12 protein-coding genes are annotated in these 11639 nt (G+C 67.5%); 9 read left to right on the plus strand and 3 right to left on the minus strand.

Annotated elements, in window-relative coordinates; genetic code table 11:
- Window positions 1-43 precede the first annotated feature (43 nt).
- The 3 genes from AC3WJI_RS20590 to AC3WJI_RS20600 are packed head-to-tail and all read right to left on the minus strand — an operon-like array spanning window position 44 to window position 4606.
- A complete protein-coding gene (locus AC3WJI_RS20590; protein ID WP_492759172.1) occupies window positions 44-1828 on the minus strand; it encodes an AMP-dependent synthetase/ligase in 1785 nt (594 codons plus the stop codon).
- A gap of 36 nt (window positions 1829-1864) precedes the next feature.
- Window positions 1865-3568 (minus strand): gamma-glutamyltransferase, encoded by a 1704-nt coding sequence (gene ggt / locus AC3WJI_RS20595; protein WP_492759173.1) that lies wholly within the window; start codon window positions 3566-3568, stop codon window positions 1865-1867.
- A 45-nt stretch (window positions 3569-3613) separates the two neighbouring features.
- A complete protein-coding gene (locus AC3WJI_RS20600; RefSeq protein WP_492759174.1) occupies window positions 3614-4606 on the minus strand; it encodes a quinone-dependent dihydroorotate dehydrogenase in 993 nt (330 codons plus the stop codon).
- A gap of 246 nt (window positions 4607-4852) precedes the next feature.
- Here AC3WJI_RS20600 and AC3WJI_RS20605 point away from each other — a divergent pair, with 246 nt between their 5' ends.
- The 9 genes from AC3WJI_RS20605 (at window position 4853) to AC3WJI_RS20645 (ending at window position 11593) form a co-directional block, all read left to right on the plus strand.
- Window positions 4853-5785, plus strand: a complete 933-nt coding sequence (locus AC3WJI_RS20605) for a DUF6597 domain-containing transcriptional factor (protein WP_492759175.1) — start codon at window positions 4853-4855, stop codon at window positions 5783-5785.
- A 74-nt stretch (window positions 5786-5859) separates the two neighbouring features.
- On the plus strand, window positions 5860-6381 hold the full coding sequence (locus AC3WJI_RS20610; protein ID WP_492759176.1) for an SUF system Fe-S cluster assembly regulator: 522 nt from the start codon (window positions 5860-5862) through the stop codon (window positions 6379-6381).
- Window positions 6381-7844, plus strand: coding sequence for a Fe-S cluster assembly protein SufB (sufB, locus tag AC3WJI_RS20615; protein WP_492759177.1), 1464 nt, complete (start codon window positions 6381-6383; stop codon window positions 7842-7844). Before AC3WJI_RS20610 ends, sufB begins: the two co-directional genes overlap by 1 nt.
- On the plus strand, window positions 7841-8326 hold the full coding sequence (locus AC3WJI_RS20620; protein ID WP_492759178.1) for an endonuclease domain-containing protein: 486 nt from the start codon (window positions 7841-7843) through the stop codon (window positions 8324-8326). Before sufB ends, AC3WJI_RS20620 begins: the two co-directional genes overlap by 4 nt.
- The gene (locus AC3WJI_RS20625) at window positions 8323-8832 is read left to right on the plus strand and encodes a hypothetical protein (protein WP_492759179.1); all 510 of its coding nucleotides are present in this window, start codon (window positions 8323-8325) and stop codon (window positions 8830-8832) included. Before AC3WJI_RS20620 ends, AC3WJI_RS20625 begins: the two co-directional genes overlap by 4 nt.
- A 55-nt stretch (window positions 8833-8887) precedes the next feature.
- Window positions 8888-9313: a hypothetical protein gene (locus AC3WJI_RS20630; protein ID WP_492759180.1), complete on the plus strand. Its 426-nt coding sequence runs from the start codon at window positions 8888-8890 to the stop codon at window positions 9311-9313.
- A complete protein-coding gene (locus AC3WJI_RS20635) occupies window positions 9310-9618 on the plus strand; it encodes a hypothetical protein (RefSeq protein ID WP_492759181.1) in 309 nt (102 codons plus the stop codon). Before AC3WJI_RS20630 ends, AC3WJI_RS20635 begins: the two co-directional genes overlap by 4 nt.
- Before the next feature lie 6 nt (window positions 9619-9624).
- Window positions 9625-10365 (plus strand): Fe-S cluster assembly ATPase SufC, encoded by a 741-nt coding sequence (gene sufC, locus AC3WJI_RS20640; protein WP_492759182.1) that lies wholly within the window; start codon window positions 9625-9627, stop codon window positions 10363-10365.
- A 145-nt stretch (window positions 10366-10510) separates the two neighbouring features.
- On the plus strand, window positions 10511-11593 hold the full coding sequence (locus tag AC3WJI_RS20645; protein WP_492759183.1) for a SufD family Fe-S cluster assembly protein: 1083 nt from the start codon (window positions 10511-10513) through the stop codon (window positions 11591-11593).
- The last annotated feature ends 46 nt before the right edge of the window (window positions 11594-11639 follow it).

Below are 11639 nucleotides of genomic sequence, written 5' to 3' on the forward strand. Positions count from 1 at the left end.
CCCCACCCCAACCCCTCCCCTGAAGGGGAGGGGCCTCTAACGCTCAATACAGCGCGTTCAGCCGCTCCCCATAGGCCTGCCGCAGCACGTGCCGCCGGATCTTCAAACTCGGCGTCAATTGCTCGTTCTCGATCGTGAACGGCGCGTCGGCGATGATGAATTTCCGGACCCGCTCGATCACCGACAGGTCCTTGTTGACCCGCTCGACCGCCGCGGCGACTGCGGCCTTGTAATCGGGATCGTGCGAGAGGTCCTTGAACCGGCACGGCGTCGCGGTGTGGGCGCACCATTCGGCGGTCCATTCGGGATCGGGGACGATCACCGCGGTCATGTACGGCTTCTTGTCGCCGGCAATCATCGCCTGAACGATCTCGGGCTGGAGCGTCAGCATCCCCTCGACCTTTTGCGGCGCGACATTGTCGCCCTTGTCGTTGACGATGATGTCCTTCTTGCGGTCGGTGATCTTGATCCGGCCCTTGGCATCGATCTCGCCGATGTCGCCGGTGTGCAGCCAGCCGTCCTTCAGGACGCGCGCAGTCTCTTCCTCGTTGCGCCAATAGCCGTGCATGACCAGTTCGCCGCGCACCAGGATCTCGCCGTCCTCGGCGATCCGCACCTCGACATCCGGCAGCGGCGGGCCGACGGTGTCGTGCTTGAGCCCGGCCTTGGGACGGTTGCACGAGATCACCGGCGCCGCCTCGGTCTGGCCATAGCCCTGCAGGAAGGTCAGCCCGATCGATTCGAAGAAGATGCCGACCTCGGGATTGAGCGGCGCGCCGCCCGAGACCATCGCCTTGATCCGCCCGCCGAAGCGCTTGGAGATCTTGGGCAGCAGGGTCGCCTTGAGCACCAGGTTCATCGGCGCGTCGAGCAAGGTCGTATTGCCGGCGGCGCGCTTGCCGCCGAGGTCGACGGCACGGTCGAGCAGGAAATTGGCGAATTTGCCCTGCTTCTCGATCTGCTTGGTGATCCGCGTGCGCAGCACCTCGAACAGCCGCGGCACCACCACCATGATCGTCGGGCGGACCTCCTCGATGTTCGAGGCGAGCTTCTCGAGTCCCTCGGAATAATAGATTTCGGCGCCGAGCCCGATCGGGAAATGCTGTCCGCCGGTATGCTCGTACGCGTGGCTGAGCGGCAGGAAGGAGAGAAACACTTCGTCCTCCCAGCCGAAATCCTCCGAGATGATCTCACAGCAGCCCGCGACGTTGTGGAGGATCGCGCCGTGGTGCTGCATCACGCCGCGCGGACTGCCGCCGGTACCGCTAGTGTAGATGATGCACGCCAGCTCCTCGCGCCGGAACGAGGCGCGCGCCGCGACCGCCTCGGGATCGGCCGGGTGGCTGGCGATCAGTTCCTTGAAATCGTGGAAGTCCATCGTCCCGGACTGGCCGGCGCGGACCTCGTCGATGCCGATCACCATCCGCGCTGAGGAGGAGCGGATCGCGGCGGGGAGCAGCGTCTTGGCGAGCTTGGTGTTCGAGACCAGAACCGCGCACGCGCCCGAATTCTCGATGATGTGCTGGTGATCGCGCTCGGTATTGGTGGTGTAGGTGGGGACGGTGACGCAGCCCGCCGCCATGATCGCGAGATCGGCGATGCAGAATTCGGGACGGTTCTCCGAGACCAGCATGACGCGGTCGCCATGCTTGAGCCCCAATGCCTGGAGCGCGGTGGCGAGGCTGGCGACCTGGCGCGCCGCTTCGGCCCAGCTGGTCGGCTGCCATTTCCCGCCGGCCTTGTGCCACAGGAACGGCTTGTCGCCCTTCTCGCGTGCCCGCGCGAAGAACATCTGGACCAGATTGTCGAAATATTCGAGTTTTCGCATCGCTCTCCCCTCGGGCACCGCTTTAGCGGCGTCCCTTCATTCCGATGGACGGCTCGGCACCGCGCCGAAGCGCGTAATTTCGGGCACGCGGCCGTCCTGGTGCATCACAACGCCTTCGCTGCGCGGATCGGCACCGCCGGTCCATTGGCCGCCGACGCGCTCGATCGCATTGGCCTTGAGCCCGAGCGGTGCGATCTGGACCTTCTCGCCGAGCGCCTCGAGCGACGGGACCATCGCCTCGCGCTCGGTGTCCTTCTCGATCGTCGCAACCGGGCCGGGCGCATAGACCAGCCCCAGGGCGATGGCATCCTGTGCGCTCAACTTCCAGTCGACCACGCCGACGATCGCCTTGGCGACCTGCGCGATGATCGTCGATCCGCCGGCCGCGCCGACTGCGAGGCGGACCTTGCCGTCGGGCGCGTAGACGATCGTCGGCGCCATCGAGCTGCGCGGGCGCTTGCCGCCCTCTACGCGGTTGGCGGCGAGGTACCCGTCCTTCTCGGGGACGATGTCGAAATCGGTGAGCTCGTTGTTGAGCATCACCCCGTCGACCGACAGGCCCGAGCCGAACGGGCTCTCGATCGTGGTGGTGACCTGCGCGACATTGCCCGCGCCGTCGGCGACCGAGAGCGAGGTCGTTCCGGCGACTTCGCTGACCGGCGCGCGCACGCGGCGCGGCGCGCCCGGCGGATTGCCCGCGGTGACGCTCGCCATGCTGCCGGTAGTGCGGATCAGCGCCGAGCGGCGCGCGATATAGCTGCGGTCGAGCAGCCCCTTGAGCGGGATGCTCACATAATCGGGGTCGCCCAGATACATGTCGCGATCGGCGTAAGCGAGGCGCGAGCTCTCGGCGAACAGGTGCCACGCGACCGGCGAATCCTTGCCGAGCTTGGCCATGTCGAAGCGCTCGAGCTGCTTGAGGATCATCAGCACCGCGGTGCCCCCCGACGAGACCGGCCCCATCGAGCAGATCTTGTAGCGGCGATACATGCCGCACAGCACCGGGCGTTCCTTGGCCTGGTAGGCGGCGAGATCGCCGACGGTCATCTTCGACGGGTTGCGCGCGGCGTTGTTGACCGTGGCGACCAGCTTCTCGGCCTGGGGCCCGACATAGAAGGTGTCGGGGCCGAGCCTGGCGATCCGCTCGAACAACGCGGCCTGCTGGGGGTTGCGGATCATGGTCAGCGGCTTGCCCGCCGCATCGTAGAAGAGCGCGCGGCTGCCGGCATCGCCGTGGCGGAAGCGGCCGAGTGCCGAGCTCATCCGCGGCGACACGCCGAAGCCGTCGCGCGCCAGCCGGATCGCCGGCGCGAACAGGTCCGCCCAGGGCAGCTTGCCGCCATGCTGGTGTGCCAGTGCCATCGCGCGCAAGGTGCCGGGCACGCCGACGCTGCGCCCGCCTGGGATCGCGTCGCGGATGCCGAGCGGCTGGCCGTCGGAATAGAACCAGCGCGAATCGGCCGCCATCGGCGCCGCCTCGCGCCCGTCGACCGTCGTCGTCACCTTATGCTGAGCATCATATTGGACGAAGAACGCCCCGCCGCCGATCCCGGCGCTCTGCGGCTCTACGACATTGAGCGCGAGCATCGTCGCGATCGCCGCATCGGTCGCCGATCCGCCCTTGCGCAGGATCTCGACCCCTGCCGCGGCGGCGCGCGGGTCGGCGGCGCTGACGATTCCCTGCGCCGATGCGGCGAAGGGCAGGAACAGGGCAACCAGCAGCGCGACCATTTTCTTCATGGCGCCAGCCGTAGCCCGCTTTGCCGCGACGGCAAAGCCGCTACGTCAACGGCTTGCGGCCAGCCCGCGGACGATCGCGCGCGCCAGCCCGGGGCCGCGATAGACCAAAGCGCTGTAGATCTGGACGAGCACCGCGCCGGCGTCGAGCCGCCTTTTCGCCTCGTCGGCGCTGTCGATTCCGCCCGCCGAGACCAGCGGCAGCGTGCCGCCGCTCGCCTCGCGCGCCTCGATGAGCTTGGCGGCAGCGAGTTGGCGCAAGGGGGCGCCCGACAGTCCGCCCGCCTCGCCGGCGTGCGGCGAGCGCAGCGCCGGACGCGAGATCGTCGTATTCGAGACGATCAGCGCGTCGATGCGGTTGTCGATCGCCGCGCGCACCGCGCCGTCGATCCCGGGCCGGTCGAGATCGGGGGCAATCTTGAGAAACAGGGGCGTGCCGCCACGCGCCGCGTCGCAGGCGGCGAGCAATTCGTCGAGCGCCGGGCGCGACTGGAGGTCGCGCAGCCCGGGCGTGTTGGGCGAACTGACGTTGATCGTGATGTAGTCGGCGTGCGGTGCGGCCTTGGCGACGCCTTCGGCATAATCGGCGACGCGGTGGGTCGAATCCTTGTTCGCGCCGACATTGATCCCGAGCACCCCCGCGCGCCGCTTGAGCCGCGCGACTCGTGCCAGCGCGGCGTCGATCCCGTCATTGTTGAACCCCATCCGGTTGATCACCGCTTCGTCTTCGACGAGGCGGAACAGCCGCGGCTTGGGATTGCCGGGCTGCGGCCGCGGGGTGAGCGTGCCCACTTCGACCGCGCCGAAACCGAGCCCGAACAGCCCGGCGACCGCCTCGGCATTCTTGTCGAGCCCCGCGGCGAGCCCCACCGGGTTGGGAAAGTCGATCCCCGCGACGCGCACCGCCAAGGATGCATCCGATCCGGAGCGACTCGCGAACGGCGCGCCCAAGCTGCCCCAGGCGCCGAGCGCCGCGATCGTGGCGCGGTGCGCGGTCTCGGCGTCGAGCGAAAACAATGCGGAACGGAGTGGATAGGCCATGCCATCGCCTTCGCATCGCACGGCGCGCGCGTCAAAAATCGCGCGATGTCGATTCCGTCCAATACGTAGCCCACCCTATTGGCTAATCAGGCTTTGCGACCCGAGGGGTTTCCGCTTCAACGGGGGGAACCCTTTCCACTGGCCCGGCCGGGTAACACCGGCCGGGCCACTTTTATCTGCGCGCCCCCGCGGCTATAGACGCGGGCGAGACACAGATTCGGGGAAACCGGGGGGCTCGGGTCGTACATGCGGGGCGCAACCATTCAAACAGCCGTGGTCGCGGGGGCAGGTGCCGATCTGCCGGCCGCGCCGACGATCGAGCTCAAACGCGCCAAGGGGCGGCTGCTCCCGCACGTCGAATCCTATTACCTGTTCCGCAGCGACACGCCTGCCGAGTTCGAGCGTGCCGAGCGGGTCGATATCGGCCAGATCCGGTTCCTGATTCGCGGCGAAGGCGAGATGACCTTCCCCGACGGCCATGTCGAAGCACTCAAGCCGATCATGGTCGCCGGTCCGGGCACCGCGGCGGCGAGCTATCGGATGCGCGGCCCGGTCCTGTGCTTCGGGGTGGTGCTGCGCGCGATCGGCTGGAAGGCGCTGATCGGCATCCCGGCGCACAAGGTCACCGATCACATCATCGACGGCGAGAAACTGTTCTGCGAGCGCGCCCCGCGGCTGCTCGAGCAGTTGCGCGAGATGGACGACCTCGATTCGATGATCTCGGCGATCGCGCCGCAGCTGATCATGCGGCAAGAGGAAGTGAAGCCGGTTCCCGAGCCGCATTTCCCGTTCCTCAACGCCGTGCGCGAATGGGCGGCTACTGCGGATCCGACGATCGACGCGCTCTACGCCACGATCGAGGAGACCTCCGGGCTCGGCGAGCGCCAGGTCCAGCGGCTGTGCCTCGAATATTTCGGCGGCCCGCCGACCAAGCTCAAGCGCAAGTTCCGCGCGATCCGCGCCGCGATGCAGATCTTCCAGGGCGCGCCGATCTCCGATGTGGTCGGCCCGTTCGCCGACCAGTCGCACATGATCAACGAGGTCAAGCACTTCACCGGGCACACGCCGACCAGCCTGCGCGGCAATAGCGATCCCGCGCTCGCGCTCACGCTGCAGAACCAGGCGCTGCACGTCCTGCCCGAAGTCATCCCCGAACCGGTTGACCTTCGCGCCGCCTAGGCCCATTTGCAATCGGACAGAATCGTTCTGATTGATGCTCGTCGCGCTTTTGCGCACAGGTCGAATGGGATTTGATGCGTCTCTCTAGCCTTGCCGACTATGCCGTAGTGATGATGGCCGCCGCCGCGCGCCAATGCGGTGCGTCGTGCCGGCTCAACGCGACACTGCTCGCCGGGGAGACCGGACTCCCCTTGCCGACTGTGCAGAAGCTGGTCAGCAAGCTCTCGGCCGCCGGGCTGCTCGAGAGCGCGCGCGGCACCGGCGGCGGCTTCCGCCTGTCGCGCCCGCCCGCGGCGATCTCGATCGCCGACATCGTCGAGGCGATCGAGGGGCCGATCGCGCTGACCACCTGCGTCGACAGCGGTCGCCACGATTGCGCCGTCGAGGGGTCGTGCCGGGTCAAGCCGCACTGGAATGCGGTCAATGGTGCCGTAAAGGGCGCGCTCGCAGGCGTGAGCCTTGCCAGTCTTTCCATGTTCCCCGGCGAAGGCCGGGGTCCAGTCTCGGAGCGTTCAGTGGGCGAGGACATCGCTAACCATCAAAATTCGTCGCAGCTGGGCCCCGGCCTTCGCCGGGGAACGGGAGTGCTTGCGTAATGGCTACCAAGAATGCCGAGGCGCTCGCCGCCGCGAACAAGAAGTACGAATGGGGCTTCAGCTCCGACGTCGAGCAGGAATTCGCGCCCAAGGGGCTGAGCGAAGACACGATCCGCTACATCTCGGCCAAGAAGAACGAGCCCGAATGGATGCTCGACTGGCGGCTGAAGGCCTTCCGCATCTGGCAGGAGATGGATCTCCCCGAATGGGCCAAGCTGCAGATCCCGCACATCGATTACCAGGACGCCTATTATTACGCCGAGCCCAAGGCGAAGAAGAGCATCGGCAGCCTCGACGAGCTCGATCCCGAGATCCTGCGCGTCTACGAGAAGCTCGGCATCCCGATCGAGGAGCAGAAGGTGCTCGCCGGGGTCGAGGGATCGCGCAAGATCGCGGTCGACGCCGTGTTCGACAGCGTCTCGGTCGCGACCACCTTCCGCAAGGAGCTCGAGGAAGCCGGCGTCATCTTCCGCTCGATCAGCGAGGCGATCCGCGAATATCCCGAGCTGATCAGGAAGTGGCTCGGCAAGGTCGTGCCGGTGCGCGACAATTTCTTCTCGGCGCTCAACGCCGCGGTCTTCTCCGACGGCACCTTCGTCTACATTCCGGAGGGGGTGCGCTGCCCGATGGAGCTGAGCACCTATTTCCGCATCAATGCCGAGAATACCGGCCAGTTCGAGCGCACGCTGATCGTCGCCGACAAGGGCGCCTATGTCTCGTATCTCGAAGGCTGCACCGCCCCGATGCGCGACGAGAACCAGCTCCACGCCGCCGTGGTCGAGCTGGTCGCCCTGGACGATGCCGAGATCAAATATTCGACGGTGCAGAACTGGTATCCCGGCGACGAGAACGGCCTCGGCGGCATCTTCAACTTCGTCACCAAGCGAGCGCTGTGCGCCGGCAAGAACTCCAAGGTCAGCTGGACCCAGGTCGAGACCGGCAGCGCGATCACCTGGAAATATCCGAGCTGCATCCTTCAGGGCGACGGCTCGGTCGGCGAATTCTATTCGGTCGCGGTGACCAACGGCCGCCAGCAGGCCGATACCGGCACCAAGATGCTCCATATCGGCAAGAACACCCGCTCGACGATCGTCTCGAAGGGCATTTCCGCCGGCCGTAGCGACAATACCTATCGCGGCAAGGTGCTGGTCAATGCCGGCGCCGAGAATGTCCGCAACTTCACCCAGTGCGACAGCCTGCTGCTCGGCGACCAATGCGGCGCGCACACCGTGCCCTATATCGAGGTCAAGAACCCTACCGCGCAGATCGAGCACGAGGCGACCACCTCGAAGATCAGCGAGGACCAGCTCTTCTACGCGATGCAGCGCGGGCTCGACCAGGAGGCCGCGGTGGCGCTGATCGTCAACGGCTTCGCGCGCGAAGTGCTCAAGCAGCTGCCGATGGAGTTCGCGGTCGAGGCGCAGAAGCTGCTTGGGATCTCGCTTGAGGGAAGTGTGGGTTGAGCCATCCGCTCGACAAGGGCTGGAACAAGAAAGCCCCTCCCCTTCAGGGGAGGGGTTTGGGGTGGGGGCTGTCCATTGAGCGTATTCAGTGGCTGCAGCAGCGCGTGACCGAAATGCGACGCAATCCCACCGAACCCGAGAAGCGGCTGTGGCGTCATTTGTCCAATTCGCAGCTCGGCGGTTGCAAGTTCCGCCGTCAGGCCGTGATTGGGCCGTTCGTCGCTGATTTCCTATGTCCGGCCGATGGGCTGATCGTCGAGGTTGACGACGACACACATGACGACGCCAAGGATCGGCTGCGGGATGATTGGCTCGGCGAGCATGGCTATCGGGTGCTGCGGGTGACCAACGCCGACCTGATGTCGAACCTAGAAGGTGTCGTTCACGTGATTGCCGCCGCCTTGAACGGCTCGACACGTCGATGGGACAGCCCCCACCCCAACCCCTCCCCTGAAGGGGAGGGGCTTGAGAAGGCGCAATGATCCTCGCCGCCCTCCTCCTCGCCCAGAGCACTCCCGCCGCGCCTCCCGCCGACCCGCAGGAGGTCGAGGAGGTCGTCGTGCAGGCCAAGCTCGGGCGTACGACGATGCTGTTCGACAAGGGCGCCGACGGCAAGCTGCGCAACTGCCGCGTCATGGTGTCGAGCGGCAGCCAGAAGCGCGATACCGACGCCTGCCAGGCGACGCCGGTCTGCTACGCCAAGACCGCCGACCAGGTTACCGATTGCAGCGAGCTGGTCGTGCTCGATGCGGCCGCGTTGCGCGCGCCCGGCGAGCAGCGTCCCGCCGGTTCCGCGTCGGTGCCGCAGACCTTCACGCTTCCCAAGCTCACCACGCCGACGCTCGCCGCAGGGCAGGCGGGCCCGCTGACCGTGCAGGAGCCGAGCCGCGAGACCGAGCGCCAGCGCGTCAAGCTGCCGCCATTGCCCAAGGCGCCGTCGGATGGCCCGATCATCCGCGTCGGGCCGGCGCGGGAGCTCGGCGAATGAGCTGCACACGCGCAATATCGATGACGGGGCGGGTGTTTGCGCCCCCGGGAGTGAAATGATGATCTTCGCAATGACGCTCGCTCTTGCCGCCCAGGCCGCCGGCGGCGTCGCCGTCGACAGCGTGCCGCAGATCGGCATCGCCACACGGCACGCCCGCTGCATCGTCCGCCAGGTCGGAGTCGCGCCGGCCGAGGATGCCGCGCGCGCCGCCAGGATCGCCGAGGCGGTCAAGGGCTGCCGCGCCTTTGTCGAGGGCGATTTCACGCAAGGACGGATCGTGCTCGGCGATCGCCCGGTGAACAAGCGCTGGTGGGGCCGGATGCAGGCAATCCTCGATTCGGTCGAGGCCGACGTCACTGCGGCGATCGTCCAGCCCAAGCAGTACAAGATCATCTGGGAATTGCCCGAGGGCGGCCGCGTCGACGCATACAACGCGCCCGAGCCGCTCAAGAACATCAAGCTGCTGACGGTGCCGATATGAGCCTGATGCTCGCCGCCTTGCTGCTCGGCGCGCCGCTCGCGCAGGAGCCGCCGGCGCAGGATGCCGAGATCGTCGTCGAGGCGCGGCGCGAACGCATGCGGGTCAGCCTCAAATTCGATCGCAAGAACCGCGTCCGCGCCTGCGCGATCTCGAAGACCAGCGGCGACGCCGGGTTCGATCGCACCGCGTGCGAATCCACCGTCGCCTGTGCACGCACCGGGCTGCGGGGAGTCGAGGAAATCCGCGCCTGTGTGCGCCCCAAGCTGCTCGCTTATGCGCGCGCGCAGCTCGGCCAGGAAGAATAGGAAGACATGCTCAACATCACCGACCTTCGCGCCGAGATCGACGGCAAGGAAATCCTCAAGGGGCTCAACCTCAGCGTCAATGCCGGCGAGGTCCACGCGATCATGGGCCCCAACGGCGCGGGCAAATCGACGCTCGGCTATGTGCTGGGCGGCCGCCCGGGCTATGAGGCCACCGGCGGCAGCGTGACGTTCGGCGGCGCCGACCTGCTCGAAATGGACGCCCACGAGCGGGCCGCGGCCGGGCTGTTCCTCGGCTTCCAATATCCGGTCGAGATCCCAGGCATCTCCAACGTCCAGTTCCTCCGCGAGGCGCTCAACAGCCAGCGCCGCGCGCGCGACGAGGCGCCGCTGTCGGGTGGCGAGTTCCTCAAGCTCGCTCGCGCCCAGGCCGATGCGCTCGGCATGGACCAGGAGATGCTCAAGCGCCCGGTCAATGTCGGCTTCTCGGGCGGCGAGAAGAAGCGCAACGAGATGGTCCAGATGGGCATCATCGGCCCCAGGCTGGCGATCCTCGACGAGACCGATAGCGGGCTCGACATCGACGCGCTCAAGGCAGTGGGCGAGGGGATCAACCGGATCATGCGCGCGCCCGACAAGGCGGTGCTGCTGATCACGCATTACCAGCGGCTGCTCGATTACGTGCAGCCCGATTTCGTCCATGTGCTGGAGGCGGGCCGTATCACCCGCACCGGCGGCCCCGAGCTCGCGCAGCAGCTCGAGCGCGAAGGCTATGGAGTGGCGGCGTGAGCGGTTCGCTTCAGATCCTCCCCGGCACGGGGAGGTGGCAGCGCGAAGCGCTGACGGAGGGGGCTCTCCACCAGCGACTTCCTTCGTGGCGCCCCCCCTCCACCATGCTGCGCATGGTCCCCCTCCCCGTGCCGGGGAGGATCGCGTGACCACGCTCGAACTTCCCACGCCTCGCATGGAGGAATGGCGCTGGGCGGATATGGGCGCGCTGCGCGCCGCCGCTGACGCCCCGCCGCGCGATACCGGCCTCAAGCCCGCCAATCTCTTCCTGGACCTGGACGGCCCGCGCCTGCTCTTCGTCGACGGCGTGTTCGAGCCCGCGCATAGCCGCCCGGGCCCGGTCAAGGTCGCGCGCTTCGCGCCCGAGACCGCGCATCCGCTCGGCGGCATGGCCGAGGGCGAGGGCTGGGTGCTCAGCCTCGACGCCGAAGCCGCGGTCACCGGCATCCAGATCGTCCATCTAGGCAGCGGCGGCGAAAGCCACGTCCCCGCGCGCATCACGCTCGGCGAGGACGCCGTTGCGTCGGTGATCGAGACCTATGCCGGGTCGGGCTGGGCCAACCGGCTCGCCCAGATTAGTCTCGCCCGCGGTGCGCGGCTGATGCGCTCGGTGCGGCTGCTGCAGGCGGACGGCTTCGTCTCTCTGCGCGACGAGGCCGATATCGGCGAGGCGGCGAGCCTCGTCTCGGTGTTCCTCGGCGCAGGTGGGATGGGCAGCCGGATCGACGGCGCGCTGACCCTCAGCGGCAAGGGCGCCTTCGCCGAGATGGGCGGCGCCTTGCTCACCTCGGACACGCAGAAGCAGGAAGCCGCAGTGGCGGTGCGTCATGAAGCGGTCGACGGCACCTCGCGGCAATTGTGGCGCGCGGTGGCGGCGAATCGCTCGACCGTCAGCCTCGCCGCGCGGGTCGAAGTCGCGCGCGCTGCGCAGCAGACCGATGGCGAGCAATCGCTGCGCGGGCTGCTGCTCGAACGCGGCGCGACGGTGAACCTCAAGCCCGAGCTCGAGATCTTCGCCGACGACGTCAAATGCGCCCACGGCGCGACGGTCGGCGAGCTCGACCAGCGCGCTTTGTTCTACCTGCAGAGCCGCGGCATTCCGGAGCCGCGCGCCAAGGCGCTGCTGACGCGCGCCTTCGTCGCCGACGCAGTATCGCGGATCGGTGAGGACGCGGTGCGCGCGGCGTTCGAAGCCGATGCCGATGCGTGGCTGGAGAAGGCGCTGTGAGCGCGGTTCAGGCAAAGCCCCTCCCCTTTAGGGGAGGGGTTGGGGT

It is taken from the genome of Sphingomonas sp. FW306-1B-B10E (assembly GCF_058782005.1).

Coding starts and splice junctions, on each gene's coding strand:
- AC3WJI_RS20625 (WP_492759179.1), top strand. CDS start 8,323: ATGATCCTCGCCGCCCTCCTCCTCGCCCAGAGCACTCCCGCCGCGCCT.
- AC3WJI_RS20610 (WP_492759176.1), top strand. CDS start 5,860: ATGCGTCTCTCTAGCCTTGCCGACTATGCCGTAGTGATGATGGCCGCC.
- AC3WJI_RS20630 (WP_492759180.1), top strand. CDS start 8,888: ATGATGATCTTCGCAATGACGCTCGCTCTTGCCGCCCAGGCCGCCGGC.
- sufB (WP_492759177.1), top strand. CDS start 6,381: ATGGCTACCAAGAATGCCGAGGCGCTCGCCGCCGCGAACAAGAAGTAC.
- AC3WJI_RS20600 (WP_492759174.1), bottom strand. CDS start 4,606: ATGGCCTATCCACTCCGTTCCGCATTGTTTTCGCTCGACGCCGAGACC.
- AC3WJI_RS20590 (WP_492759172.1), bottom strand. CDS start 1,828: ATGCGAAAACTCGAATATTTCGACAATCTGGTCCAGATGTTCTTCGCG.
- sufC (WP_492759182.1), top strand. CDS start 9,625: ATGCTCAACATCACCGACCTTCGCGCCGAGATCGACGGCAAGGAAATC.
- AC3WJI_RS20635 (WP_492759181.1), top strand. CDS start 9,310: ATGAGCCTGATGCTCGCCGCCTTGCTGCTCGGCGCGCCGCTCGCGCAG.
- ggt (WP_492759173.1), bottom strand. CDS start 3,568: ATGAAGAAAATGGTCGCGCTGCTGGTTGCCCTGTTCCTGCCCTTCGCC.
- AC3WJI_RS20605 (WP_492759175.1), top strand. CDS start 4,853: ATGCGGGGCGCAACCATTCAAACAGCCGTGGTCGCGGGGGCAGGTGCC.